General features: G+C 62.3%; 26 protein-coding genes. 7 read left to right on the plus strand and 19 right to left on the minus strand.

The genetic code is table 11. The annotated features are described in order from the left end of the window. Positions 1-25: 25 nt before the first annotated feature. The 10 genes from FNU76_RS03955 to FNU76_RS04000 form a co-directional block, all read right to left on the minus strand. The gene (locus FNU76_RS03955) at positions 26-316 is read right to left on the minus strand and encodes a hypothetical protein (RefSeq protein ID WP_143856497.1); all 291 of its coding nucleotides are present in this window, start codon (positions 314-316) and stop codon (positions 26-28) included. A gap of 61 nt (positions 317-377) precedes the next feature. After that, positions 378-575, minus strand: a complete 198-nt coding sequence (locus FNU76_RS03960) for a CsbD family protein (RefSeq protein WP_143856498.1) — start codon at positions 573-575, stop codon at positions 378-380. 194 nt (positions 576-769) lie between these two features. Next, the gene (gene cls / locus FNU76_RS03965) at positions 770-2,158 is read right to left on the minus strand and encodes a cardiolipin synthase (protein ID WP_143856499.1); all 1,389 of its coding nucleotides are present in this window, start codon (positions 2,156-2,158) and stop codon (positions 770-772) included. A 100-nt stretch (positions 2,159-2,258) separates the two neighbouring features. Further along, entirely contained in the window at positions 2,259-4,217 is a 1,959-nt protein-coding gene (locus FNU76_RS03970) for a response regulator (RefSeq protein ID WP_143856500.1), read from the minus strand. Continuing rightward, complete coding sequence (locus FNU76_RS03975; protein ID WP_143856501.1) at positions 4,214-5,104, minus strand: sensor histidine kinase; 891 nt, start codon at positions 5,102-5,104, stop codon at positions 4,214-4,216. The genes FNU76_RS03970 and FNU76_RS03975 overlap by 4 nt, the downstream gene beginning before the upstream one ends. After that, positions 5,104-6,150, minus strand: coding sequence for an ATP-binding protein (locus FNU76_RS03980; RefSeq protein WP_143856502.1), 1,047 nt, complete (start codon positions 6,148-6,150; stop codon positions 5,104-5,106). The genes FNU76_RS03975 and FNU76_RS03980 overlap by 1 nt, the downstream gene beginning before the upstream one ends. Continuing rightward, a complete protein-coding gene (locus FNU76_RS03985) occupies positions 6,117-6,527 on the minus strand; it encodes an anti-sigma regulatory factor (protein ID WP_143856503.1) in 411 nt (136 codons plus the stop codon). The genes FNU76_RS03980 and FNU76_RS03985 overlap by 34 nt, the downstream gene beginning before the upstream one ends. Next, on the minus strand, positions 6,511-6,888 hold the full coding sequence (locus FNU76_RS03990; RefSeq protein ID WP_143856504.1) for an STAS domain-containing protein: 378 nt from the start codon (positions 6,886-6,888) through the stop codon (positions 6,511-6,513). The genes FNU76_RS03985 and FNU76_RS03990 overlap by 17 nt, the downstream gene beginning before the upstream one ends. Before the next feature lie 12 nt (positions 6,889-6,900). Beyond that, positions 6,901-7,755, minus strand: coding sequence for an STAS domain-containing protein (locus tag FNU76_RS03995; RefSeq protein WP_143856505.1), 855 nt, complete (start codon positions 7,753-7,755; stop codon positions 6,901-6,903). Between the two features lie 165 nt (positions 7,756-7,920). Next, on the minus strand, positions 7,921-8,790 hold the full coding sequence (locus tag FNU76_RS04000) for a LysR family transcriptional regulator (protein WP_143856506.1): 870 nt from the start codon (positions 8,788-8,790) through the stop codon (positions 7,921-7,923). 101 nt (positions 8,791-8,891) lie between these two features. Between FNU76_RS04000 and FNU76_RS04005 the strand changes: the two genes are divergently transcribed. Together FNU76_RS04005 and FNU76_RS04010 are read left to right on the plus strand one after the other, a co-directional pair. Then, a complete protein-coding gene (locus tag FNU76_RS04005) occupies positions 8,892-9,599 on the plus strand; it encodes a CTP synthase C-terminal region-related (seleno)protein (RefSeq protein WP_143856507.1) in 708 nt (235 codons plus the stop codon). Further along, a complete protein-coding gene (locus tag FNU76_RS04010; RefSeq protein ID WP_143856508.1) occupies positions 9,596-9,919 on the plus strand; it encodes an antibiotic biosynthesis monooxygenase family protein in 324 nt (107 codons plus the stop codon). Before FNU76_RS04005 ends, FNU76_RS04010 begins: the two co-directional genes overlap by 4 nt. On the opposite strand, the gene FNU76_RS04015 is transcribed toward FNU76_RS04010, so the two are convergent. The 4 genes from FNU76_RS04015 to FNU76_RS04030 all read right to left on the minus strand — a co-directional run bounded on the left by FNU76_RS04015 (position 9,901) and on the right by FNU76_RS04030 (position 13,487). Then, on the minus strand, positions 9,901-10,944 hold the full coding sequence (locus tag FNU76_RS04015) for an RNA methyltransferase (protein ID WP_143856509.1): 1,044 nt from the start codon (positions 10,942-10,944) through the stop codon (positions 9,901-9,903). The genes FNU76_RS04010 and FNU76_RS04015 overlap by 19 nt on opposite strands. A gap of 66 nt (positions 10,945-11,010) precedes the next feature. After that, positions 11,011-11,907 carry a substrate-binding periplasmic protein gene (locus FNU76_RS04020; RefSeq protein WP_143856510.1) on the minus strand — a complete coding sequence of 299 codons (897 nt, stop codon included), beginning with the start codon at positions 11,905-11,907 and terminating at the stop codon, positions 11,011-11,013. A 37-nt stretch (positions 11,908-11,944) separates the two neighbouring features. Next, positions 11,945-12,487, minus strand: coding sequence for a metal-dependent hydrolase (locus tag FNU76_RS04025; RefSeq protein WP_143856511.1), 543 nt, complete (start codon positions 12,485-12,487; stop codon positions 11,945-11,947). Positions 12,488-12,521: 34 nt separating this feature from the next. Beyond that, positions 12,522-13,487 carry a helix-turn-helix transcriptional regulator gene (locus FNU76_RS04030; protein ID WP_143856512.1) on the minus strand — a complete coding sequence of 322 codons (966 nt, stop codon included), beginning with the start codon at positions 13,485-13,487 and terminating at the stop codon, positions 12,522-12,524. Positions 13,488-13,628: 141 nt separating this feature from the next. Between FNU76_RS04030 and FNU76_RS04035 the strand changes: the two genes are divergently transcribed. From FNU76_RS04035 to FNU76_RS04045, 3 genes are all read left to right on the plus strand, one after another. After that, complete coding sequence (locus FNU76_RS04035) at positions 13,629-14,267, plus strand: LysE family translocator (RefSeq protein WP_143856513.1); 639 nt, start codon at positions 13,629-13,631, stop codon at positions 14,265-14,267. A gap of 84 nt (positions 14,268-14,351) precedes the next feature. After that, entirely contained in the window at positions 14,352-14,621 is a 270-nt protein-coding gene (locus FNU76_RS04040; RefSeq protein ID WP_143856514.1) for a DUF433 domain-containing protein, read from the plus strand. Beyond that, on the plus strand, positions 14,618-14,800 hold the full coding sequence (locus FNU76_RS04045) for a hypothetical protein (RefSeq protein ID WP_143856515.1): 183 nt from the start codon (positions 14,618-14,620) through the stop codon (positions 14,798-14,800). The genes FNU76_RS04040 and FNU76_RS04045 overlap by 4 nt, the downstream gene beginning before the upstream one ends. A 57-nt stretch (positions 14,801-14,857) precedes the next feature. Here the strand turns inward: FNU76_RS04045 and FNU76_RS04050 are convergent, their stop codons facing one another. Further along, on the minus strand, positions 14,858-15,571 hold the full coding sequence (locus FNU76_RS04050) for a glutathione S-transferase family protein (RefSeq protein WP_308418609.1): 714 nt from the start codon (positions 15,569-15,571) through the stop codon (positions 14,858-14,860). Between the two features lie 161 nt (positions 15,572-15,732). Further along, the gene (locus tag FNU76_RS04055) at positions 15,733-18,642 is read right to left on the minus strand and encodes a ribonucleoside-diphosphate reductase subunit alpha (RefSeq protein WP_143856516.1); all 2,910 of its coding nucleotides are present in this window, start codon (positions 18,640-18,642) and stop codon (positions 15,733-15,735) included. Positions 18,643-19,122: 480 nt separating this feature from the next. Here FNU76_RS04055 and FNU76_RS04060 point away from each other — a divergent pair, with 480 nt between their 5' ends. Then, complete coding sequence (locus FNU76_RS04060) at positions 19,123-19,506, plus strand: hypothetical protein (RefSeq protein WP_143856517.1); 384 nt, start codon at positions 19,123-19,125, stop codon at positions 19,504-19,506. Between the two features lie 74 nt (positions 19,507-19,580). On the opposite strand, the gene FNU76_RS24035 is transcribed toward FNU76_RS04060, so the two are convergent. The 3 genes from FNU76_RS24035 to FNU76_RS04070 all read right to left on the minus strand — a co-directional run bounded on the left by FNU76_RS24035 (position 19,581) and on the right by FNU76_RS04070 (position 23,436). Beyond that, entirely contained in the window at positions 19,581-19,790 is a 210-nt protein-coding gene (locus FNU76_RS24035; RefSeq protein WP_179958341.1) for a hypothetical protein, read from the minus strand. 35 nt (positions 19,791-19,825) lie between these two features. Further along, positions 19,826-22,690 carry a S8 family peptidase gene (locus FNU76_RS24995; RefSeq protein WP_179958342.1) on the minus strand — a complete coding sequence of 955 codons (2,865 nt, stop codon included), beginning with the start codon at positions 22,688-22,690 and terminating at the stop codon, positions 19,826-19,828. A 68-nt stretch (positions 22,691-22,758) separates the two neighbouring features. Continuing rightward, entirely contained in the window at positions 22,759-23,436 is a 678-nt protein-coding gene (locus FNU76_RS04070; protein WP_143856518.1) for an NF038120 family PEP-CTERM protein, read from the minus strand. A 492-nt stretch (positions 23,437-23,928) separates the two neighbouring features. Here FNU76_RS04070 and gspG point away from each other — a divergent pair, with 492 nt between their 5' ends. Beyond that, positions 23,929-24,336: a type II secretion system major pseudopilin GspG gene (gspG, locus tag FNU76_RS04075; protein WP_143856519.1), complete on the plus strand. Its 408-nt coding sequence runs from the start codon at positions 23,929-23,931 to the stop codon at positions 24,334-24,336. Positions 24,337-24,343 lie beyond the last annotated feature (7 nt).

Raw genomic sequence — 24,343 nt, forward strand, 5'->3', positions numbered from 1 at the left:
CCTGCTTGGTCCGACGGCAAGGCGTTCAAACCATATGCCGACTGGCTTGCTGGATCATCGGCACGGTAGCCGGCTCCAATGGCCGGAATTCGATCCGGCGTGGTCGTCTATCGCGCCTTGGCTGAACCGTCGGCAACTCCAATACGGTTCTAGCCAGCGAGATCTGGAAGGGGCGTTCCGTGCGCGCCGCATACTTGGCCGGAGTTGAAGCGTCCGACCTGACGGCATGGATGGCTATCGTCAAGCTGCATATCACGGCGGTGACGATAAACAAGGCAAGTGCCTGTCTGATCGATTTGCGTTCCGAATCGTTCATTTGCCTTCCCCTTCCTGCCCGGTGACCGGCCGGTGCTTTACCCGACCGGTCGGCAGTCAGCCTAGTGACGGCTTTCCCAGGACTTCAGCTGCTCTTCCGCCTCGTCCTTGGTAATGCCGTAACTTTCCTGGATCTTGCCGGCCAGTTGATCGCGCTTACCGGCAATCCGGTCGAGGTCGTCATCGGTCAACTTACCCCATTGCTCCTTGATCTTGCCGGTAAATTGCTTCCAGTTTCCTTCTGCGATATCCCAGTTCATGGCTTGGCTCCTTGATATGTCTAGTTTGAAATCCGGCGACGACATGCCACCGACAATCCCTATTCAGCAATGCGCATGCCTACGATATTCATGTTTAATTTCAATAATTTACGCACAGCCACAGAAACTCGCGCCGAAACTGCCCAAGTAAGGCTTACCCACGATCTGTAAAAACTGCGGCGACCTGAACACCCTTAAAGCCAGTACTGCCAGATTCGGGCACCCGCCTCCTTGATACGCATCAGCAAGGAACGCCGTGACCATTGGGAGGCGATGATTTCGTCCGAGCTCTGCAGGTCGCGCTGGAACATGGCCTGCATCTGGCTGGCAAAGCCACTGCCCAGCACGGCGGCGTCGACCTCGTTGTTATGCAGGAAGCTGCGCCAATCGAGGTTGGTGGAGCCGACGCAAGACCAGACGCCGTCGATCTCGGCGGACTTGGCATGCAGCAAGGCGCCACGGCGCTCGAATATCCTTACCCCTGCCGCCAATAACTCGGCGTAGCGCGAACGGCCGGCGTGGTAAGTCGCCCAGAAATCGGAAGTGCCGGGCAGGATGAGTTTGACTTGTACACCGCGCCTGGCGGCCTGCTTCAGCGCATTCAACAACTGCCTGTCGGGCACGAAATAGGCATTGGTGATGGAAATATGATCACTGGCGCTATCGATGGCGGATAGCAAGGTCAGGTAGTTGACGCTGTGTTCGGCGTCCGGCGCGCTGCCCAAGGCGCGTACCAGCTCAGGCCCCTTCTGCGCCAGCGGCGGAAAATACTTGCGGGCGGCCAACGCTTCGCCCTTTTGCTTTTGCCAGGTTTCCAGGAATAGGCGCTGGAATTCGGCGACCGCCGGCCCCTGGATCCGCAGATGGGTATCGCGCCAGGGGGTCTTGTCCTTGTCGCCGCTGGAGCGGGCAAAGGAGCCGCGCGAATACACACCACTGATATTGATGCCGCCCAGGAAAGCGGTTTCGCCATCCACCACCAGCAATTTGCGGTGATCCCGGCTATTGAGTTCCCAACCCTTGCGTGCCTTGAGCGGATTGACCGGATTGAACTCCAGCACCCGTATACCGGCATCCCGCAGCCGATCGAAAAAGGCACGCGGGGTATTGATACTGCCCACACTGTCATAGATCAGATTGACCTGCACGCCCTGAGCCTGCTTGGCCAGCAGCATCTCGGCCACTTTGCGGCCCAGTTCGTCATCCTCGTAGATATAGGTTTCGAGATTGATATGGTCGCGGGCAGCCTCGATGGCCGAGAACATGGCTTGGTAAGTAGCGGGACCGTCTATCAGCAAGCTAACCTGATTGCCCACCAAAAGCGGTCGCCCCACCACCGCCTCCTCCACCGCGATATGCCGTCCCAGTAGATCGCTGTCGCCAAACCGGCGGCGCAGCGGCTCGAGAATCGCCTTGCTTTGCTTGATACTCAACGGCCCACGGGAATTCGCCAGTTGGACCTGGCCGCTTTGTTGCGGTAGGTCGGCAGGCGCGCTGGAGGGGAGCGAACTGCAGGAGACGGCCGTAAAGACACAGCAAGCGCTGATCAGGCCGATGCGAGTGGCGTGTTGCGGGATTTTCATGGCGATGCACCTCGTCGGCTGCCGTATGGCGCGCTTTTGCCAGACTCAGCAAATTGGGTGCCGGGGTGGATGGCCATATTGCCAGGGGAAGGGTGATCCTTTATTTGCGGGGCATCGCGGGATGGGCAAGTTCGAATATGGTGGCAATCAGATCATTCGGCCGCAACGGCTTTGCCAGGTAGCTATCGAAACCGGCGGTCAGGGCCAGCTGTTTGTCTTCCGCCCGGGCGAAAGCGGTCAAGGCAATGGCAGGCAAGCGTAGGCCGCCACGTTCACGTTGCCGCACTTCGCGAATCAAGGCATAGCCATCCTGGCCCGGTAAGCCGATATCGCTGATCAGCAAGTCCGGCCGCTGCTGCTCGAGGCAGTGCAAGCCTTTGGCGAAGTTGCAGGCGGACCGCACACGCGCGTCGCGATCTCGCAGTATCAGACATAGCATCTCCCGCGTTTCGGCATCGTCCTCGACGACAACAATGTTGAGGCCCGCCAGACTGGTAGCCAATTGTGCGTCGCCGCCGTCAGCGTCTTTCGTGCTCCTGCATGGTTGTGGCGCATCGGTCTTGATGGGGAAGACGGCAATAAAGGCGGCGCCTTGGCCGGGACCGGAACTGAGCGCCGAGACCGTGCCGCCATGCAGCTCCACCAACTGTTTGACGATGGACAGGCCCAGACCCAGCCCACCGTGATAGCGGTTGCTGGCATAGTCGCTTTGGGTAAAGCGATCGAAAAGAAAAGGCAGGAAATCCGGTTTGATGCCTTGTCCGTCGTCACTCACCGTCAGCGTCAGATTGCTGTCGTCCTGGCGCAGGCCGATATGGATCTGCCCGCCCGACTGGCAAAACTTGATGGCATTGGTCAACAGGTTCCAGACAATCTGCTGTAGCCGAGCGGGGTCGGCAACCATGGGCCTGCTCACCTCGTTTGTCTCGACCTCCACCCGCAGCGCCTTGTCGCGGATGGAGCCGCCCAGCGCGGATACGGCCGAGTTCACCAGATCCCCCACATTGACCATTTCCAGATCCAGGCTCAATTTGCCCAGATCCATGCGCGACACATCGAGAATGTCGGAAATCAGCCGTGTCTGGGTCTTGGCATTGCGTTCTATCGCTTCCAACCCGCGCGTCAGATGCTGCGCCGGGTCCTGCTTGAGCACATGCACCCAGCTGAGAATCGCATTCAGCGGTGTACGCAGCTCGTGCGACAGGATGGCGACGAATTCGTCCTTGGAACGGCTGATCCGTTCCGCCGCGGCACGCGCCGCCTGTTCCCGCTCCAGCAATTGATCGCGCTGGTGCGACAAGGCAATGCGCTCGGAGATATTGGTGGCGATCGCCATGCTGACGCCCGGTTCCAGATGAGCCGACCAGCTCCACTCCAGATGCACCAGGCCAGCGTTGCTATCCAATAAGGGGAACTCGCCGAACCACATGCCGGTACGGCTGTCGGCCAGGTAGGCATCGATACGCTCGACCCAGCAGGATGGCGCGAAATCGACCAGGCGCCGCCCCACCACCTCGCTCTGGCTGCGCTTGAGGAGGTCTAACATGGCCGGATTGGCTTCGATAAAGCAACCGGCCGTATCGAACAGGCAAATGCCGTTCAATGCCTGCTTGTAGATGGCCCGAAAACGCGCCTCGCTACGGCGCATGCCATCCTCGACCGCTCGCATGCGCATCAAGGTCCGTACGGTCGCCACCAGGAGGGCCGGTTCGACCGGGTGGGTCATATAAGCATCGGCACCGCAATCGAGACCGCGCACCTTGTCGTCATCGCTCACATAGGCCGCGGAGAGATGGATAACCGGCAGCTGGAGGGTCCCCTGGCGGCTACGCAGGCAACGGCAGACTTCGAAGCCGTCCAGATCGGGCAGATGCACGTCCAGGATGACCGCCGAGATGCCGGCATCCGCCAACTCGATTGCCTCGGTACCGGTGCCCGCCTCCTGTATCTGGAAACCCGCCGCTTTGAGTACGCGCGAGGTGGAATAGCGGGTCGTGGGATTGTCATCCACCACCAGCACGGCCGGACCATCGATCGGTGGTTCGTCGAAAAGGCTCATGATTGCTCCGCCCCCCTTGTACCTGCGCTTTGATTGGGCAGACGAAGCGGCAGACGGATCGAGAAGACCGCCCCATTCCCCAATTCACTTTGCAAAGCGACCGTGCCGCCCAGCAATTCGGCCAGCCGCTTGCTGAGAGACAGGCCCAGACCGGTCCCGCGCAAGCGCTTCTGGATAGGTGAATCGACCTGGACAAAATCCTGGAAGATCGCGTGATGGAATTCCGGCGCTATGCCGATGCCGGTATCGGCCACCGCGAAAGTCACGGTATCGTCGTCGTTGCGGCGGGCGGATAGGCGGATTTCGCCCTTCTGGGTGAATTTCAGGGCATTGGAAATAAAATTTCGCAGGATTTGCGCCAATTTGCGGTCGTCATTGAACAGCGACGGCACCTCGTGAGGTTCTTCGAATACCAGCGCCACATCATGGTTGGTCAGCATGGGTTTGAACATGCCGCGCAGGGCCGAGAACAGATCGACCATCTCGAACCATTCAGGGCAGATCTCCAACTGACCGGCCTCCACCTTGGCCAGATCCAGCAGGTCGTCCACCATCTCGGAGAATTCCGCCGCGGTGTCCTGGATAAAACGCACCTGGGTCTCCTGCTCGGCCGTCAACGGACCATCCACGCGGTCCATCAGCAGGCGGGCAATACTGCGGATCGCACCGATGGGCGTGCGGAATTCGTGGCTCATATAGGTCAGAAAGCGACTTTTCAGCTCGGTGGCGTGAAGCAGGTCTTCCGCCCTTATATCGAGTTCGGCATGGAGCGCCAGTACGCCGCGATTGGTTTCATCCAACTCGGCCCGCAAGGCTGCTATCTCAGCCACCTTGGCCTGCACTTCCGCGTGGGACGCGCATACCGCTTGTCGGTCAGGGTCTTTCATCAGACATCCCTCCGTTTCACCACCACTACGCTGGCATCGTCACGGCCACGGCAATATTCGCGCATCAGCCAGGCAGCGATAAGCCCTGGGTGGTGCTGCAGGATGTCGGCCGCGCCTTCCAGCTTCCAGCGCGAGAACAGTCCGTCGGAGTGCATCACCAGCACCGCATGTGCAGGCCAGTCGCAATCCACGACATGCAGGCTGCCCAGCCGTAGGCCCGCGGTGCCGTGCTGGGAAAGCAGCGAACGATCGACCAGGCCGGATATCAGCCGGCCGGCGATATTCCCTACACCGGCAAACCGTACATGCGTACCAGCCGGGTCGAGTTGGGCCAGGGCCACCGCCGCGCCGCGGCTTGTGCGCAGTGCCTGATGGATTTTTTGCAGCATGGCGCGGGAATCATCGAAGGGCGCCGTTTCGAAGGTAGCGAGGGCAAGGGATGTGGCTTGGGCCGCCTCCCAACCGTGGCCGAGACCGTCGGCCAACAGGACGGCGGTACCCGCCTCACCTTGCCTGACGGACCAGCCGTCGCCACATGCCGTCTCGCCGGGTAGCGCCAGCGCGACCGCACCTACCACGAAAGGGCCGCTCGGCGGAGGGGCCGGCCGGGTCGTCAGCCGGGCGAGGATGACCGTGCCGGACGGCACCGAGCTATGGATATCGAACTCGTCGGACAAGCGCCGCACCGCCCCCAAGCCGGTCCCCGACGTCCCGCCGGTGGAGTGGCCATCCGCCATGCAGGCGGACAAATCGGCGATGCCCGGACCGTGATCGAGCGACAGCATTTCCACCGCCAGCTTGCCTGGGGTGCTCTCTACCGCCGCCAACAGCACGCGTCCACGGTTGGCGTAGCGCACCAGGTTGCTCCCCAGCTCGGTGGCCACCAGGGCGACCCGCCCCCTGGTGGTCTCGTCGAAACCCAGCTTGGCGGCCATGGCAACGGCGACACGACGCAACTCGCCTACCTGGCTGTTGTCGTCCAACTCGAACGCAAGATGGCCGTTCCGCCGCGCTACTTCCCACGCCAACGCGTAATGATGACGCATGTGCCCTCACCCACCTTGCTGCGTATCTCGAACTCGTTAACCAGCCGCCGGCTACCCGACAAGCCCATGCCCAAGCCGTTGCCCGAGGTCCAGCCATCCCGCAGGGCTTGCTCCAGGTTGTCGATGCCGGGACCCCAATCCTCGAAATGCAGACGCAAGCCATGGCGTATCGAGTCGCTCAGCACTTCCCAACGCATCTCGCCGCCGCCGCCGTATACAACGGTATTGCGCGATAACTCGCTGGCCGCCGTGATCATCTTGGTCTGGTCGACCAAGGAGAATTTCAGCGACTTGGTCAGTTCGCGCACGGTCTGGCGACTGAAGACAATGTCCTGCTCGCTGCGAAGCGGAAGCACCCCGCTAGAATTTTGGGTCACATTCACGCTCCCAGGCGGCGGCAAGCATGCGCATGCCACGCTCGGCATTCAGGGCGGTGCGCACACCGCCGAACGACAGCCCCAGCTCCACCAGCGTGATCGCCACCGCCGGCTGGATGCCCACCACCACCACGCCGGCACCCAGCAAGCCGGCGATATTCGAAATTGCCGTCAGCATCCGGCCGATAAAGGAATCCACGATTTCCAGGGAAGAGATATCGATCAGTACCCCCTGGGCGCCGGTGGCGGCGATCCGATCGGCCAGGTCGCTTTGCAGGGTCAGGGCGATCTGGTCCCGCAAATCCACCTGTATCGTCACAAACAGACAGTTGCCCATCTGCAGAATGGGGATGCGTTCCATTGGACGCTCCCCTTAGGCCGTGGCGCGGGTGACGAGGTGGCCGGTGGCCTTCAGTGCCAGACCCAGGGCGTCAGCCAGGGTCGCCTTGGTGGTGATGCCTTGCAGTTCGATACCGAGATGGACGATCGTCTGGGCGATCTGCGGCCGGATTCCGCTGATGATGCAGTCGGCGCCCATCAGGCGGATGGCCGTAACGGTCTTGATCAGATGCTGCGCCACCAGCGTATCGACGGTAGGCACACCGGTGATATCGACGATGGCCAACTCGGAGCCGGTCTCGACCAGCCGCTGTAGCAGGGATTCCATCACCAACTGGGTACGGCCGCTGTCCAGCGTGCCGATGATGGGCACGGCCAGGACGCCGTCCCACAGCTTGATCACCGGCGTGGACAGTTCCAGCAACTCCTGCTGCTGCCGGTGGATCACTTCCTCACGCGAGCTTTGATACGCCCTGGCGGCGTATTGCGCCATCTTGTCGGCCAGGTTGGAATTCCACCAGATCGCCTCCATCAACGCCCGCACATCCTCGGTGATACGCAGCTGGAGGGCGGCGAAGATGGGACGCTTGATCGCCAGCACGAACCGGCTGGTATCGCCGGCCGACGCGCCCTGTGCGGCGCGCGAGGCCGACAGCTCATGCAGTACCGCGTGCAGGTTTGCCCAGGGCGGCGCCTCGAACTGCGCCGGCTCGCCGTCGGCGCGGATGCCGTCGCGCAAGGCCCGTACCAGCTTGGCGGCATCGGTCTGCGCACTTGCCGGCGCCCTGACCAGGGCGCCGTCCTGCAGCGACTCCGCCAGCCAATCCTCGATAAATTGCTTCAGATCGTTTTGCAGAATTTCATCCAGCACTAAATTTTGCGTCTTCATGACTTCCTCGTATCGATTGGCCAGCTATCGAACGCAGGCGGACTCGCGCCGCCGTATCCAGTGAGATGGCTTAAGACATGTGACAAATATTTCAATTTGAATGCATCAACAAAGGCACGTACCGCACCTTGCAAGCGTGCGACTTCGACGAACGGCCGTGGTTCCTCAAGCCAGGCGAATCGATGCGGCCAATTCGTCGAACAAGGTCACCACCGCGCGCAGGGCCCGGCAATCCGGGCGGGTCAGCAGCCATAGCGCGGTATCGCACGCCGGCAAGGGTGGGGTGAGCGGCAGCACATCCGGGAACCGGGGCAAGACGAACTCGGGCAGTATCGCCGCGCCCAGCCCGGCCCGAACCAGCTCGATGGCCGACTGCATGGAATTGCACTGGAAACGCGGCATCACGCCTGGCAAGTGCTGGCGGCGCCAAGCCACGGTGGCATGGTCGGGCAGGAAGTCGTCCAGGCCTATCCAGGCCAGGCCGGCCAGCTCCGGCGCCACGCCGGTGGCCAGGTAGGCTTGGGCCGCGCAGACACGGTAGGCAACCGCCCCCAGGTGCCGGCCGACCAGATGCGCCGGCGGGGCCGTGGTCAACCGCAAGGCGATATCGGCATCGCGCCGGCTCAGATTGGCGAACGCGTTCGATGTCGTCAGTTCAAGGTTCAAGGCCGGATAGGCGGGCATGAAGCGGGCCAGCGCCGGCAGCAGCAGACCTTGCAGGACCGAATCGGTACAAGTGAGGCGAACGGTGCCGCTGACCACATCGTGGCCTTGTTCGAGGCCGACCTGGGCAGCCAGCAAGGCCTTTTCGGCCCGCTCGGCTTGATCGGCCAGCGCCAGGGCCATGCTGTTGGGCACATAGCCCGCCCGGCTCTTGCCGAATAGCTCCCTTCCCAGCGCGGCTTCCAGTTTGTGGATGGCGCGAAAGACGGTGGAAACATCGACGCGCAACAAGGCGGCCGCCCGGGCCAAAGTCTTGCCACGCACCAAGGCAAGGATCAGTGAAAGGTCGGTATAACTCAGTCTACATTGCATGGCTGCACGATATGCTTGCGGAAATGCCAATTTTCATGGCGTCAGCACCAACTTATAGTCGCCGTCATCAAACGACAAGCCTTTTCGAGGGAGCAAGCAATATGAGCATGCAAACCGTGCATATCGCCCTGGTCGGCGACCATGACAAAACCGTACCGGCACACCAGGCCATTCCGATAGCGTTGCACCAGGCAGCGGAACAGCTTGGGCTGGCGGTCAGTTTCGAATGGCTGCCGACCGATGGCATCACCCACGCCCGCAGCCTGGCCGGATTCGACGGCATCTGGTGCGTGCCGGCCAGTCCCTATCGCGATATGGATGGCGCCCTGCTCGCCATCCGCCATGCCCGCGAGCAAGGGATACCCTTTCTCGGCAGCTGCGGCGGCTTCCAGCATGCATTGATCGAATATGCCCGCAACCAGCTGGGCTGGCAGGATGCCGTTCACGGTGAAACCACGCCGGACGGCAAGTGCCTGGTGATTGCACCGCTGGCCTGCGCCCTGGTCGAAGTACGTGGCGGCATCCAGCTGGTAGCGGGTTCGCATATCGCGCAGGCTTACGGCACGGTCGAAATCGACGAAGGCTATCATTGCCGATATGGCCTCAACCCGGCCTTCGCCGAGCAGTTGCTCAGCGGCCCGCTGCGCGCCAGCGGCCATGATGCGAATGGTGAAATCCGGGCGGTGGAGCTGACAAGCCATCCCTTCTTCGTCGCGACCCTGTTCCAATCCGAACGAGCCGCACTGGCCGGCCGGTTGCCGCCACTGGCAGCCGCCTTCCTGCAGGCCTGCGCGAAAGGATCATCATGATCGCCGCCACACCTGAACCGCCCTATTACGCAGTGATCTTCAGTTCGCTTCGTAGCGAAGCGGACGAGGGTTATGCGCAGGCCGCCGAGCGCATGCTGGCGCTGGCGCGGCAGCAGCCCGGATTCCTCGGGGTGGAGTCGGCACGCGGCGAAGACGGCCTGGGCATCACCGTGTCCTATTGGCGCGACGAAGCCGCCATCCTTGCCTGGAAGCAGCATGCCGAGCATAGCGAGGTAAGGCGCAAAGGCCGGGACAGCTGGTATGCGGCTTTTGCCACGCGGGTATGCAAGGTCGAACGGGCCTACGCCTTCGAACGCTGACGCAAGCGCGAAATATCGACCGTCTGCACGGCACGGGCGCGCAACTGGCCGCAACCGCCGTCGATGTCCTGGCCGGCGGAATTGCGCACCTTGGTCAATACTCCCCGCTCATGCAGGTAGCGGGTCATGCGCTGGATATCGTCGCGGTCGGGACGCTGGAATTCGTCCGATTCCAGGCTGTTGTAGGGGATCAGATTGAGCACCGCGAACTTGCCCCGGAACAGCCGCAGGATGGCGTCCATCTCTTCCTGGCTATCGTTGATGCCCTTGAGCAAGGTCCATTGATACTGGATGGGATAACCCACCCGCCGCGCGTAGGCCTCGCCCAGCTCCATCAAGTCCGCCGGATCGATCTGCGGTGCGCGCGGCAGCAGTTGCCGGCGCAGATCCGCGCGGCTGGTATGCAGCGATAGCGCCAGCGCCGGCTTGACCCGCTGCTGCGGCAGCCGCTCGAACACCCGCGGATCACCCACCGTGGAAAATACCAGGTTCTTATGCCCTACCCCGCCATCGGTACCCAGCAGGTCGATGGCCTCCAATACGTTGTCCAGATTGTGGGCGGGCTCGCCCATTCCCATGAACACCACTTTCTTCACCGGCCGCTCACGCCGGGCCAGCGCCACCTGCGCGACGATCTCGGCACTACCCAACTGGCGCAGCAGACCGCTCTTGCCGGTCATGCAGAACACGCACCCCACCGCGCAACCGACCTGGGTGGAAACGCACAGGCCATCGCGCGGCAACAGCACGCTTTCCACCATCTGCCCATCGGCCAACTCGACCAATAGCCGCGCCGAACCATCGCCGGCCGGATGCTGCGAACGCAGGCGCGCCAGCCCTTCCAACCCTTGCTGCAAGGCCGGCAGGCCAGCCCGTACGCTCAGCGGCAGATAGTTTTCGGATTGCTGGTGACGGGTACCGGTGTCCAGCGGCAGGCCTTTGAGCCAGGCGCGGCTTACCCGGCCTATATGGCAGGGTTTGGCGCCGAGCTCGGCGAGGGAATGGTGAAAGTCTTGAATGCGCATGGGGGGCGCATCGTACCATCGGTCGCGGTGCCATGGCGCCCGGGCGGATGGACGGACGGCGCCGCCCTACTTCGGCAAGGGCGCGGCAGGATCGAACCAAAGGCTCTTGTCGGCCAGCGGTGTCTGCGGTGGCAGCTCGCTGTTTTGCAGATGGAGCACCCGCCGCTCGTTCACATTCGCCCTGCGTATCCACTCGCCGTTGTAGCGCCAGAATATCTCGTCGAAGCTGCCGTCCTTGATCATGGCCCGCAAGCCTTGCTCGATACGTTGCGCCAGGCGGGTATTTTCCTTGGCGACGAAAAAGTAATAGGGATTGTCGTAGCGGATCAAAAAACTTTGTTCGATCGCCAGATTGGGAACGGCGGTCCGGTTGGCTTCGTACTCGCTGAATGCCTCGGACAGCCCGCGCGGGAACAGGTCTATCCGGCGGATTGCCAGCATGCGGAAGAGGCTGTCGTAATTGCTGGTGACGACATTCAAACCGGCGGCGGTCAGCAGCTCGTTGCCCGCCCACCCGTTGCCCTGCCCTACGATGAATTTCTTCAGGTCATCCAGGCTGCGGACCTTGTCGAATTCCCCCTGCCGGCCTTCCGCGATCAGCGCGATACGAAAGCCGCCCAGCCCCTTGCGCAGGCAAATGCGGATGGGCAGGAAATCCTTCTCCATATCCAGCGAGGTACTACCCCAGCCCAAGGTCAGATCCTTGCCGCTGGCGAGCGTCACCTGCTGGCGCGCCTTGTTCATCACAATACCGGCCGGCCGCATGGTGTAGCCACCGTACTGCTTGCGGGTGTGCTCCAAAGCGCCTTTGAGCAGCTCCAGCTTGTCTTCGTGACGCACATCATTGATACCCTCGGGTGCAGGGTAGATCACCTCATCGGAGGCTGGCGTAGCGGCGGCCAGATGCACACTGGCGAACAGGGCAAGCACGAAACGCATGGACGAAAAAGCAAAGGCGGGCATACCCCATCATAGCAGCGCCGATTTTATGTTCCGGCTTTCAAGACCCCAAGGCACGCGAGCGAAGCGTTCCCGCAGCTTTGGCGATCATGGCCGCCGACAGCAACGGTAGCCATACCCAGCAAAATTCCGACAGCAGTACCGCCAGGCCCCGTTCGGAAAGAAAACGCCCGACGCCTATCGGCGAGACGGCAATGACCTGCCACGGCAGAAAGTAACGCTCGTCCGACAAGGGCCATAAAAAAGCGACGCCCAAGCCTCCCGTGGTCAGCGCATCCAATACGCCATGCGAAGCCGCCGAGAGAGCGACGAAACCCACCACCGTGCTTTTCCTGGCTCCCATCCAAACCGACCACGGCATGGCGGCCAAGCCCAACAGGCCGGCAAACAGCAGTGAATGGCTGAACCCGCGATGCCCGAATGGGGATGCATACGGAATGCCGAACTTGAACGCGAGCACATCGGCATCGGGCAAGAGCGTCGACAGGATGCCAAGCATCAGCAAACGCGGTGGAATGGTCTTGCTGCCCAGCGCAATGGCGAGGGCAAGCGGCACGGCGGGGTGAGAGAGAAGAGAAGCCATGGGACGCGAGCTTCGCAGCCGCACGGACGCGCCGTCAAGTTCCTTGGTCCTCCCCTCGGATACATGCCAACAATCCAAGCGCGTGCCGCCTCAATACTCCTTCCAAAGCTGCCGGAACCTCGATCGAAAAGGAAAAGGGCAGCCGCGCCAACTCGCGCGCCATCCAATCAAGATCATCCGCCTGGCTATGCAGCAAGGTGCCGGCTGCCACTGATTCCAAAATACCCAAGCTGGTAAACACCGACGCGCTCGCCGTGGCCAGATCGGTATGCAATAGCACCCGCACGCTGTGCGCGCGCGGAATGGTGGCCATGGCGGTAGTCAGAAAACGCATGGCATCAAAGTCGGCCGGCCGGGCAAAACTGGCCGGCAGCAACTCGGCCAGCAAAATGCGGTCTAGCCGAAACGAGCGTTTGTCCTGGCGTAGGTGGCAAAAACCGACCACGAACCATTTGCCCCCTAGATAACTCAATCCGTAGGGATCGATTGCGCGTTCGGTCCGAGCTTGCCCCGGCGCGCCATAGCGCAGCCTTACCCGCTGCCGGTTCTGCGCTGCCGCGCTGAGCGTCGCCAGGATTTCGGTATCGCTGGCCGTCTTCGCGCGAGCGATATCCAGGCTCACCGTCTCGCCGACCGCGCGCATTCGCTGGCGCAATTTGTCCGGCAGCACCCGTTCGAGCTTGGACAAGGCGCTCTCGCCCGCCGGCGCATGGCTGGCCAAGCCCAGGCTGCGCGAAGCCACCAGGCCCAAGGCAAGCGCCAGGGCCTCGTCATTGGTAAATAGCATGGGCGGTAGCTTGAAGCCCTGCATCAACCGGTAGCCGCCGTCACGGCCCCGTTCGGTCAGAACCGGAATACCCAGCGCCTCCAAAGCCAGGATGTAGCGCCGCAAGGTGCGCGGATCGACCTCGAGCCGGCGCGCCAACTCGGCGCCACTGATCAGGCCATGGTTCTGCAATAGTTCGAGTAGCGCCAGGACGCGGGTGGTGGGACTAGCCATACGGACCATCTTATCCGCAATCAGGACAGGTTCTGTCCTAATTAAGCTTTAATCTTTGCAACAGAAAAACGACCTGACGAAAGGGAAAACCATGGCATCCACCTTCATCCGCCCACCCGCTTCCACATGGAGGTCCACCCCATGAGCGACACGACCAATCTCTGGCTGTATTTCCTGATGGTCTTCGGCGTCATTATCCTGCCGGGCATGGATATGGCCTTTGTCATGGGCAGCAGCCTGACGGGCGGACGACGGGCGGGTCTGGCGGCGGTGGCCGGTACCGTGGTCGGCGGGGTATGCCATATGATCATTGCGGCGACCGGCATCAGCGTGGTGCTCAAGCTGATGCCGGGCGCCCTGCTCGCCATGCTCTTGATCGGCGGCGGCTATATCGGCTGGATAGGCTGGTCGCTAATGCGCGTCAGCAGTTTGACGGGACCGACGCTGGCCAACGGCGGCCATACCGTCTCGCAAAGCTTCTTTCGTGCGTTGGCAACATGCATGCTGAACCCGAAGGCCTATATCTTCATGCTGGCGGTCTTTCCCCAATTCATCCACGCGGAACGCGGTTCCATCTGGGCCCAGGCCGGCGTGCTGAGCCTGATTACGGCGTGCACGCAAATCGGCGTGTATGGCGCCTTGGCCCTGGTGGCGGCGCAGGCACAGACGGCGCTGACGGAACGTCCACGGGCGAATGCGTGGATGGCGAAGGGGGTGGGGTTGGTATTGATGGTGGCGGCGGTGTTGACGCTTTATAGCGGTTTGGTGGGGCTGGTTTGAAGTACGACAACTCAGCCGCCACATGCTGCAATACGAATATTGGCCAGCGCGAATTGAAAGAACAATCGATGCATGGAGTTGTATATGTATATGAATCGAATCACATCAAACCCTGCCGTGATGATGGGCAAACCCGTGATCGACGGCACACGTATCACCGTGGAAAACATCTTGGACCGTCTGGCAGCCGGCGAAAGTATCGAGCAGGTATGCGAAGCCTTGCCACGAGTCCAACTCGATGATGTGCGTGCTGCGCTGGACTTCGCCTCAGGGCTTGATCCATATCAGCGCGACGGTAGCCGAAGCTGGGCTCAATTGGCGCAGTATATGAACGGGAAGGAGATCCGACTATGAGTCGTGGACTGATGAACAAGCTGGCCAACATGCCCACCACCGATAAGGAAGCGGTAAAAGCCTCTCTGTGCAGACCCGACGGGCGGCGCGGCGTCATGGTCGCGACCAACGCCGATGTTTTGCTGCCAAAGCGAAAGCCTGTCGGTGGGCCGCCAACCTTGAAACGCAAGACTGCTTGACACTACAACTCCGCCGCAGCGGGGTCGCATACTTCAATAGCGCTTTCTTAGCTGCCCCTAATCGCGGCCCGGCGCACCCAACGGAAAAAGTGGCCTGAAAGGCCGCGCCTCCTCGACCGCCCTCGCAAATGACGGTCGGGCAAGCAAGCGCGCGCGATAGGCGCGCAGCTCAGGGAAGGTGTCGGCTATCCGGTATGTCCAGTCCGCATAGAACAGCGAGGGCGCGGCGGCGCAATCCGCCAGCGTGAAATCCGCTCCTGTGGCCCAAGTCCTGCCGGCGAGTTGGCCTTCGAGCCAGGCATAGGCGCGTTCCAGCTTCTCTTCGGCAAATGCCAAACCTTCCTGGCGCTTCAGCGCCACCCCGGTCAGCGCGCCATCCACGGCGTGTTGCATCATGTTCATCACATGCAGGTCGAAGAAGCGGTCCAGAAAGCGCACATCCAGCGCGGCCATTGGATCGGCCGGCAGCAGACGCACGGGGCCGGGATAAGCAAGCTGCAGGTACTCGATGATGATGCTGGTCTCGACGATCGTGCGCTCGCCATCCACCAGCAGCGGAAATTTGCGCAAGGGCCAGCGCCTCAGCCACTCGGCCGTGTGCTGCGGCGTCTCCGCGCCGATACAGCGGAATTCGAAGGGCGTGTCGTTTTCGTACAGTGCGATCAGCACTTTCTGCGTGTACGAAGAGAAGGGATGACCGTAGAGCACGAGCGACATGGCGGGGCCTCTTTTTTCGAGCGCGTTCATTTGCGGGTACTTGAACATACTCATCCCCCTTGCCTGCCGCAAGCCGAGTCTGGTGCGCATCACCGCGTATTCGCTATTTAAAAAAAACGCCGACCACCCCTCAGGGTTGGTCGGCGCTTTCCATCAAGCTGGGCTACCAGTGCGGCCAGGCCATACGCCAGGCTTTCAGGCGCCCGCCGGCCGATTTACTGGCAGGCTTCGCACTCGGGGTCTTCGATTCGGCAAAACTTGGCCTCTTCGGCCGCGCCCTCCCCAGCGCCCGTGCCACTGGCCGCGACAGCGGCGGGAGCCGCCGCGCCATAACCGCCGCCTACCGGCACCGAGTTCAGTTCGCCACCCTTGCCGGTGGATTTCTCCGCGGCGGTCGCTGCGAGGGTGCGCAGGTAGTAGGTCGTCTTCAGGCCGCGTATCCAGGCCAGCTTGTAGAGGTCGTCCATCTTCTTGCCGCTGGCGCCGGCCATGTAGATGTTCAGGCTTTGGGCCTGGTCGATCCACTTCTGCCGGCGCGAGGCGCATTCGACCAGCCAGTCCGCTTCCACTTCGAAGGCGGTGGCATAGATGGCTTTCAGGTCGGCCGGAATACGGTCGATGCGCGACAGCGAGCCATCGAAATACTTGATGTCGCCGATCATCACTTCGTCCCACAGGCCGCGTTCCTTCAGGTCGCGCACCAGGTACTCGTTGATCACGGTGAACTCGCCGGACAGGTTCGACTTGACGAAGATGTTCTGGTAATTCGGCTCGATGGACGCAGCCACGCCAACGATATTGGCGATGGTGGCGGTCGGCGCGATGGCCAGACAGTTGGAATTGCGCATGCCGTACTGGGCGATGCGGCTGCGCAGCTCGCTCCAGTCCAGTTGCGCGCTTCTATCCATTTCCACATAGCCGCCGCGCGCTTCGATCAATAGATCGATACTGTCCTGCGGCAGGATGCCGCGGCTCCACAGGCTGCCTGCGTAGCTCGGATAGCGGCCGCGCTCCTGCGCCAGTTCGGTGGAGGCGTAGTAGGCGTGGTAGGCCACCACTTCCATCGAACGGTCGGCGAACTCCACCGCTTCCTGCGAAGCGTAAGGGGTGCGCAAGAGGTGCAGGCAGTCCTGGAAGCCCATGATGCCCATGCCTACCGGACGGTGCTTGAGGTTGGAGTTGCGCGCCTTCTTGACCGGGTAGAAATTGATGTCGATCACGTTGTCCAGCATGCGCATGGCGGTACGCACGGTGCGCTGCACCTTGTCGCCGTCCAGGCTGTAGGCGCCGTCCTCGGACTTGTGCATATGGTTCACCAGGTTCACCGAACCCAGATTGCACACGGCGATCTCGCTTTCGTTGGTGTTCAGCGTGATCTCGGTACACAGGTTGGACGAGTGCACCACGCCCACGTGCTGCTGCGGGCTGCGGATATTGCACGGATCCTTGAAGGTGAACCAGGGATGGCCGGTTTCGAACAGCATGGTCAGCATCTTGCGCCACAGCTGCAGGGCCGGGATCTTCTTGGCGACGCGCATCTCGCCGCGCTCGGCACGGGCTTCGTAGCGCACATAGGCGGTTTCGAAGTCCTTGCCGAACAACTCGTGCAGGTCCGGCACTTCGCTGGGGCTGAACAGGGTCCAGTCGGCGCCTTCCATGACCCGCTTCATGAACAGGTCGGGAATCCAGTTGGCGGTGTTCATATCGTGGGTACGGCGGCGGTCGTCGCCGGTGTTCTTGCGCAGTTCCAGGAACTCTTCGATATCGGCGTGCCAGGTTTCCAGATAGGCGCAGACCGCGCCCTTGCGCTTGCCGCCCTGGTTGACCGCGACGGCGGTATCGTTGACCACCTTCAGGAAGGGAACGATACCCTGCGACTTGCCGTTGGTGCCCTTGATATGCGAGCCCAAGGACCGCACGGGCGTCCAGTCGTTACCCAGGCCGCCGGCGAACTTCGACAGCAGCGCGTTTTCCTTCAGGCCTTCGTAGATGCCGTCCAGGTCATCGGCGATGGTGGTCAGATAGCAACTGGACAGCTGCGAACGCAGGGTACCGGCATTGAACAGCGTCGGCGTGGACGACATGAAGTCGAAGCTCGACAGCACGTTGTAGAACTCGATGGCGCGAGCTTCGCGGTCGATCTCGCGCAGGGCCAGGCCCATGGCCACCCGCATGAAGAAGGCTTGCGGCAGCTCGATGCGCACACCGTCGCTGTGCAGGAAGTAGCGATCGAACAGGGTCTGCAGGCCGAGGTAATCGAACTGGTAGTCGCGTTCGGACTTCAGTGCGGCACCCATGCGGGCCAGGTCGTACTGGGCCAGTTCCGGATCGAGCAGCTCGACCTGGATCCCCTTCTTGATGAACTGCGGGAAATACTCGGCGTAGCGGCCGGCCATATCCTCGTGGGTGACTTCCTCGCCCAGCACTTCGCGACGCAGCGAATGCAGCAGCAGGCGCGCGGTCACCTTGCTGTATGCCGGCTCCTTCTCGATCAGCTGGCGGGCGCTCAGTACCGCCGACTTGCGCACTTCCTCGGCCGGCACGCCGTCGTACAGGTTCTTCAAGGTCTCGCCCAGGATATGGGCGGGATCGGTCACGTCTTCCAGGCCCAGGCAGGCGGATTTGATCAGCGCATCGAGACGGCCGATGTCCAGCTGCTTGATGACGCCTGCGTCATTGATATTGATGCCTTCCGCCGAGACATGGTCGGTCTCGCCCTTGGCCAGCCGTTCCTGATGGCGGCGTTCGCGGTACAGCACATAGGACCGCGCCACGTCGTGCTCGCCTGAGCGCATCAGGGCCAATTCCACCTGGTCCTGGATGTCTTCGATATGGATGGCGCCGCCTTCCGGCTTGCGGCGCATCAGCGCGCCCACCACGCTGTCGGTGATCTTTTGCACATTCGCGCGCACCGAAGCCGACTGGGCCGCCGCGCCGCCATGCACCGCCAGGAATGCCTTGGTCACCGCCACCGAGATCTTCATCGGTTCGAACGGCACCACGGCGCCATTGCGGCGTATGGTCTTGTACTCGGCAACGGGTTGATTGGCGGTCGAGCCTACGCTGTCGTTCCCTTGCGGATGGGACGAGCGCTGGCCGATGACGGTATCGGTGGTGGCATACATGTGAGGAGATCCCCTTTTTTGCTGTTGGTTTGACTGCGCGCTACGCCGGCGAAGGTACGCTGCGCGGGCCACGATTGCAGGTTGAAATGCAGCGGAACGGGCGCCGGAAAAGGACCGGCGCAAGCGAGCCGCCGCACGCACATGGGAAAAAATCTGGCGCCGGCAGGCCCGGCGCATCATGTGCATAAAATTGTGTAGAAAATGTGGAAAACACAATATCTAGTGTTTTTGTACGGCTCTGACCACTAATTCTAGTGTTCCGCCTGCCAGCCCGCAAGCTTTCCGTCGCCCCCTTACGTGGCTGCGGGCTTTGGCAGGCGTGACCGGCGCAGGCCGGGGGAGGCCAGGGTGAAATCCGTCCGCCGCGCATCGCCAGGACACCCCGACCGCCTTGTGGATAAGTCGGTTCGGCTGTCGCGCTTGCCGTGCCGACCGCCCTACGCGATGATGGCCGCATCCTCCAATCTGCCAAGGATCACCATGCGACGCGCCCTCTTTCGGCTGGGACTGATGCTGGCCCTGCCCCTTGCCCACGCCACACCGCCCCAGCCCGATCCGGGCCAGGCTGCCTTGATCGAATTGCGCAACACCATCGGCGACGGCACCTGCCAGAAGGATGCCCAATGCCATACGGTCGCCCTGGGCGCCAAGGCCTGCGGCGGACCGGCCTTCTATCTGCCATGGTCCGACCGCGAGGGCTTGGGCGAACGGGTCAAGGAGCTGGCCGCGACCTACACCCGGCTCAGCAAGGCACAGGCAGAGGCCACCGGCGAAATGTCGGACTGCAGCGTGATCAGCGACCCTGGCGCGGTGTGCCGGCTGAACCGTTGCGTGCTGGAACCGGCCGGTCGCAAGGCAGTATAAAAAAAGCCACGGACAACCCTGTCCGTGGCTTTTCAATCGTCATGGTCCGGCCCCTGCGGGCCGGATAAGACGCTTTAGATACCGGCGTTGGCCGGGGAATTGCGCGATACCGAATTGCCTGGCGGCAGCGGATCGTTGGTTTCCACCAGCACCACGCTGCTACCTTGCGGCACGCCTTCGGCTGCATAGCGGACGGCGCCCAGATAGCGCTTGCCGACGGCAAGGCCCTTCCAGTTCACGCCCACCGAGGCGGTGCCGCCCATATAGGCCTTGGCCGGCAACATGACGCGGAAATCGCCGCCGGTGTCGCCGCTGCCAACTACCCAGCTGGACAGCTTGTAGCTGGTGCTGCCGCCCTTGGGGCGTAGCCGATCACGCAGACGTTGTAGGTGCCGGCCGCCAGGTTCAGCGTCTGTACCAATTCGTCCGAGGTGGAGCTACCGCTGCTGCCGACCGCTACGCCGTTGCTGTTGAGCACCAGCAGGTCGAGGTCGTCCTGGTCGCCGTGACCGGTTTCCGAGTTGTACATGGCAACACGGGTAACCAGGTTGCCGGCCGGCACCACCAGTTGGTGCACCTTCACACCACCGGTCGGATCCGAACCGGCGGCGCATTCAGCCACGCCGTCGCCGGTCACCTTGTTGACGGTGCCGTCGAACACGGTTGCTTCCTTCATGCCACCCTTGACGGCGGTCAGCGCGCCGGCAAAGCCGGTACCCACGGTGAACACCTTGTTGCCGGTCGCCGATTCGCTGGTCAGCAAGGCCGGTGCGGCCAACATGGCGGCGCGGGCCGTCAGCGGGCTGCGCACGGTATGGGTACCGTCGCTCCAGACCAGCGAGCCATACTGCCAGGCTTCCTGCGGTGCCGTGGTACGGGTCAGCTTGACGGTGAAGCTCTTGCTTTCGCCAGGGTTCAGGGTCAGCGAGGCCGGTGTCACGGTGGCGTTGAAGCCGGTGATGGTGGCGCTGCCGTTGTAGGTGGACACCGTGCTGCCGACGTTCTTGACGGTACGGGTGAAGGTGAGCTGGCCCAGCACGCTGCCTGCGGTCAAGGAAGCCAGGTTCAGGTTGTACGGCGCAATGGAGCCATAGGTGCTGCAGATCGATGCCGGCAGGCCGACATTGTTGCCGCACATGTAGCGCACGTAGTCCAGCGTGTTGGCGTCGTACACCAGGCCGGGATCGGCCGCCGAGTTGGGGTTGACGTGCCCGGCGCCTTGCGCCCATGGCAGACGGCCGTTGGACATGCCAGGCTGGCCATCGTCCAGGGTGTTGTAGCCGGTGGTCATCAGGGCCGACTTGATCGCGGCAGGCGACCAGCTTGGGTGCTGCTGGTGCAGCAGGGCCGCCAGGCCAGCCACGTGCGGGCTGGACATGGAGGTGCCTTGCAGGAAGTCCCAAGCGGCCGGCGGTACCACGCTGCCGTCATTGATGGCATTGCGCTCGGCTTCGGTTTGCGGCGGCACGTAGCCGGCCAGGATGTCCACGCCCGGTGCGGTCACATCGGGCTTGAGGGTGTTCAGGTCACCCTTGTTCGGACCGCGCGAGGAGAAGCCGGCCATCGCCGGAGCGGGCACACCGCCGGAGGTGGTGGTGAACACGCCGATGCTGGCCTGGCCCGTGCCGGTAGCGGCATAGGTCTTGATCAGCGCGCCGTCGGCGGCGTTGACGTGGACGGTCGGCACGCTATGGGCAACGGCCAGCTGCGTGGTGGCGCCGCCGGACACATTGACCAGCAACATGCCGGCGCCGCCGGCGGCGTGTACGGCCGCGCTCTTGTCCACCAGCGGATTGGTACCGCGGTCACAGACGACGATCTTGCCGGCCACCTTGGCCGGGTCGAGCACGGCGGTGTTGAAGCACAGGCGGACATCGTTCAGGCTGGCGCCGGGCAGGCCCACGCTGCTGGACAGCACGACGGCGGTCTGCGGCAGTTCGGTGGGGTTCATGGACGCGCCCTTGTAGGTCGCGCCATTGCCCAGCGTGGTCGAACCTTCCAGGTAGCGGTCATGGGTGGAAGCCGCCACCGTGGTCAGCCATGGGCTGATGTGGGCGACCTGGTTGGCCGGGCCGCTGTTGCCGGCCGATGCCGCGACGAACACGCCGGCATTGGCGGCGCCGAAGAAGGCCTGTTCAACCGGGTCCATCACGCTGGTCTGGCTGCCGCTGATCGAGTAGTTGATCACGTTCACGCCGTCTTCGACCGCTTTGTCGATGGCCTTGACGCTGTCGGCGTTGAAGCAGGAGTTCTTCGGGGTACCTGGCAGGGCCGGGTTGTCGTAGCTCCAGCACACCTTGTAGACGGCCACGCGAGCGCGCGGCGCCATGCCGGAGGTCTTGCCCATGGGCACGCCGGCTACCGAGGCGAGTACGCCGTGGTTACCCGCGGCGGTGCTGGCGGTGTGGGTACCGTGGCCACCGTTGTCGCGCGGCGAGCGGTAGTCGCTCCAATGCGGGGTGTAGGTGCCGGCGGCAATCAGGGCGTCATATTGATCGCGGAAGATCTGGGCGCCGATCAGCTTGTTGTTACAGGCACGGAAGCTCGGATCGATTTCGCAGGTACCGCGCCAATTGGACGGTGGCGCACCGTAGACCAGGGTGCCGCTCGGGTCGTTGGTGGGGTTGCCGCTGGCGTCGATGCGATCGGCGAAGGCGGCGTTTTCCGGCCAGACACCGCTGTCGACGATACCGACAACCACGTCTTCGCCGGCGGCGCCGATGCCACCCAGTTGCGACCACAGGCCGACACCAGGCTTGTCCAGACCCAGGAACTTGGGCGTGTAGTTGCTCAGCAACTCACGCGGCTGGTCGGCGGTAATCGCCAGAACGTCGCCGCTCTTCTTCAGCGCGCGCACTTCCGCGTCGGTCAACATGGCGGAGAAGCCGTTGAACACCAGCTTGTATTCATACACCACCGGCGCATTGCCGATGATGGCGGTGACATTGCTCTGCTTCTGGCCCAGATAGTTGATGTAAGCCTGCACATCGGCGGCCTGCACGTCGAGGCGCTTGCCGGGAGCCGGCTGGGTGGCTTTCAGGCCGGCGACACCGCCGGTGTAGGAAGCGACGGGCTTGTCGGCCAGTTGGACGATGTATGGATGGCGGGCGTCATCGGCGAATGCTGTGCTGGCAAGGCCAGACAGCACGGCGAGTACGGCCCATTGAACCGGCGTACGGGTCATATTGGTTAATCCCTAGTGTCTATTTGTTTAATTCGTAGGATTTGCTGCGCGTTCAAGCCGCGCCGCGATCAGACCGAGCGCTTGCGACGGGCGATTGCGGCAACGCCGGCCATGCCCAGCAGCATCATCAGCCACTGTTCCGGTTCAGGCACGGCGGCGACGTTGATGTTGTCGAGCGCGAACTGGGCCTGGTTGCCGCCGAAGGCCACGCAGGAACCGTTGTCGTCGGTCAGGCAGCTCAGGAAGGAGACATCCTTGAAGACCACGCTGGAGGCGCCGAAGTTGAAGTTGGTGAAGGTCCAGCGACCATCGTTGTTCTGGCCAGGCAAGGTGAAGCTGGCGGAGTAGTCATTGTTGTTCAGGTCATGGCCCATCACCAGGATGCGGGCAACCGAGAACGGAATGTCTTGCGCGACGGGCGCGACGAAGCTGGCGGCGAAACTGTTCAGCCGGAAGCCCAGGCTGCTGGAGTGCGTCACTTGCACGCCGCCGTCATTGAGGCCCAGGTAGAAATTGGATGCGTTGCCGATTGGGCAGTCCAGCAGGGAGCAGGTGGATGGCGAGGAAATATCCCCGACATAGCCGTCGCCCAATGCCGTCAAAGTGAATTGACCATCGGTAAAGGTATCGCCGCCGTTATAACCAATCGCCGCGACCGAGTCGAAAGTAATCACGCTGGCTTGTGCTACGGATGCGGTTGCACTGACAGCGACTGCAAGCAGCGCTGTCTTAAACAGTTTTTTCATACCACTCCTTCATATCGATAAAAGGCGCAACAGTGGATTGCACACATTGCGCGGGACACGCCTTTACAAGTAAGGGGGATACCCCGGCCGTGACGCCCGACTGCCTGAAGCCATGGGTAACCCCCGCCAAGTCCACCTGCGACAAGGACTTAACAGGGTTGCCCGGCAACTGTCTGGGCATGGACAGTGCGCCAGAATCGTACTCCAGCTGGAGAAGGAGGCCATGTCCTTCACGAAAATGGACTCAACTTGCTGGTAATAAAACAACAAAGTTGGATTTATGCCTCGTGGCTATTGGATGATCGCCGCCAGTTGGCGCAAGCTCGCGGCTTCGCAAAATGCTGCGGGGCCGGATGATTGAAAGAATACCCGGCAGGGGCTGTCCAATTGGCCCGCTCATTAATTAGTAGATGTTTATATTGGCCCGGTTTATTCCGTCGCCATTCTCAGCCCATAAACATCATGGTTTAATAAATTAGGCTTTCCCGATTTATGCGCACCCGCAATATTGGCTTCACCCTGCTCGAACTCCTGGTTGTCGTCGCCATCATCGGCCTATTGGCAGCCTATGTCGGACCGCGTTACTTCTCCCAGATCGGCAAGTCGGAACAAACCGTGGCGCGCGCCCAGGTCGAGGCGTTCGCCAAGGCGTTGGACGCCTATCGGGTGGACGTGGGCAGCTATCCGGCGACCGAGGCAGGGCTGGCTGCCCTGGTGACGCGGCCGGCCGACGCGGCCAGGTGGAGCGGCCCCTATATGCCCAAGGTGCTGCCGGCCGACCCCTGGGGTCGCCAATATCTGTACCGTGCGCTGTCGGCCACCGAGTACGACCTGGTTTCGTATGGCAAGGACGGCGTGCCTGGCGGCTCCGGTGATGACGCCGACATCGCCAATCGCTAGGCCTCGG

The sequence above is a fragment of the Chitinimonas arctica genome (assembly GCF_007431345.1).
GTDB lineage: Bacteria > Pseudomonadota > Gammaproteobacteria > Burkholderiales > Chitinimonadaceae > Chitinimonas > Chitinimonas arctica.

Bases quoted from the DNA above. Each gene is read 5' to 3' on its own strand.
- FNU76_RS03960 (WP_143856498.1), bottom strand. From the start codon at position 575: ATGAACTGGGATATCGCAGAAGGAAACTGGAAGCAATTTACCGGCAAG.
- FNU76_RS04000 (WP_143856506.1), bottom strand. From the start codon at position 8,790: ATGCAATGTAGACTGAGTTATACCGACCTTTCACTGATCCTTGCCTTG.
- FNU76_RS24035 (WP_179958341.1), bottom strand. From the start codon at position 19,790: ATGTTGCCGGCCAAGGCCTATATGGGCGGCACCGCCTCGGTGGGCGTG.
- FNU76_RS04020 (WP_143856510.1), bottom strand. From the start codon at position 11,907: ATGCCCGCCTTTGCTTTTTCGTCCATGCGTTTCGTGCTTGCCCTGTTC.
- FNU76_RS03980 (WP_143856502.1), bottom strand. From the start codon at position 6,150: ATGCGTCATCATTACGCGTTGGCGTGGGAAGTAGCGCGGCGGAACGGC.
- FNU76_RS04005 (WP_143856507.1), top strand. From the start codon at position 8,892: ATGAGCATGCAAACCGTGCATATCGCCCTGGTCGGCGACCATGACAAA.
- FNU76_RS03955 (WP_143856497.1), bottom strand. From the start codon at position 316: ATGAACGATTCGGAACGCAAATCGATCAGACAGGCACTTGCCTTGTTT.
- FNU76_RS04025 (WP_143856511.1), bottom strand. From the start codon at position 12,487: ATGGCTTCTCTTCTCTCTCACCCCGCCGTGCCGCTTGCCCTCGCCATT.
- FNU76_RS04055 (WP_143856516.1), bottom strand. From the start codon at position 18,642: ATGTATGCCACCACCGATACCGTCATCGGCCAGCGCTCGTCCCATCCG.
- FNU76_RS04015 (WP_143856509.1), bottom strand. From the start codon at position 10,944: ATGCGCATTCAAGACTTTCACCATTCCCTCGCCGAGCTCGGCGCCAAA.
- FNU76_RS04045 (WP_143856515.1), top strand. From the start codon at position 14,618: ATGAGTCGTGGACTGATGAACAAGCTGGCCAACATGCCCACCACCGAT.
- FNU76_RS03975 (WP_143856501.1), bottom strand. From the start codon at position 5,104: ATGAAAGACCCTGACCGACAAGCGGTATGCGCGTCCCACGCGGAAGTG.
- FNU76_RS24995 (WP_179958342.1), bottom strand. From the start codon at position 22,690: ATGACCCGTACGCCGGTTCAATGGGCCGTACTCGCCGTGCTGTCTGGC.
- FNU76_RS04050 (WP_308418609.1), bottom strand. From the start codon at position 15,571: ATGAGTATGTTCAAGTACCCGCAAATGAACGCGCTCGAAAAAAGAGGC.
- cls (WP_143856499.1), bottom strand. From the start codon at position 2,158: ATGAAAATCCCGCAACACGCCACTCGCATCGGCCTGATCAGCGCTTGC.
- FNU76_RS03970 (WP_143856500.1), bottom strand. From the start codon at position 4,217: ATGAGCCTTTTCGACGAACCACCGATCGATGGTCCGGCCGTGCTGGTG.
- gspG (WP_143856519.1), top strand. From the start codon at position 23,929: ATGCGCACCCGCAATATTGGCTTCACCCTGCTCGAACTCCTGGTTGTC.
- FNU76_RS04010 (WP_143856508.1), top strand. From the start codon at position 9,596: ATGATCGCCGCCACACCTGAACCGCCCTATTACGCAGTGATCTTCAGT.
- FNU76_RS03995 (WP_143856505.1), bottom strand. From the start codon at position 7,755: ATGAAGACGCAAAATTTAGTGCTGGATGAAATTCTGCAAAACGATCTG.
- FNU76_RS04060 (WP_143856517.1), top strand. From the start codon at position 19,123: ATGCGACGCGCCCTCTTTCGGCTGGGACTGATGCTGGCCCTGCCCCTT.
- FNU76_RS03990 (WP_143856504.1), bottom strand. From the start codon at position 6,888: ATGGAACGCATCCCCATTCTGCAGATGGGCAACTGTCTGTTTGTGACG.
- FNU76_RS04035 (WP_143856513.1), top strand. From the start codon at position 13,629: ATGAGCGACACGACCAATCTCTGGCTGTATTTCCTGATGGTCTTCGGC.
- FNU76_RS04070 (WP_143856518.1), bottom strand. From the start codon at position 23,436: ATGAAAAAACTGTTTAAGACAGCGCTGCTTGCAGTCGCTGTCAGTGCA.
- FNU76_RS04040 (WP_143856514.1), top strand. From the start codon at position 14,352: ATGTATATGAATCGAATCACATCAAACCCTGCCGTGATGATGGGCAAA.
- FNU76_RS04030 (WP_143856512.1), bottom strand. From the start codon at position 13,487: ATGGCTAGTCCCACCACCCGCGTCCTGGCGCTACTCGAACTATTGCAG.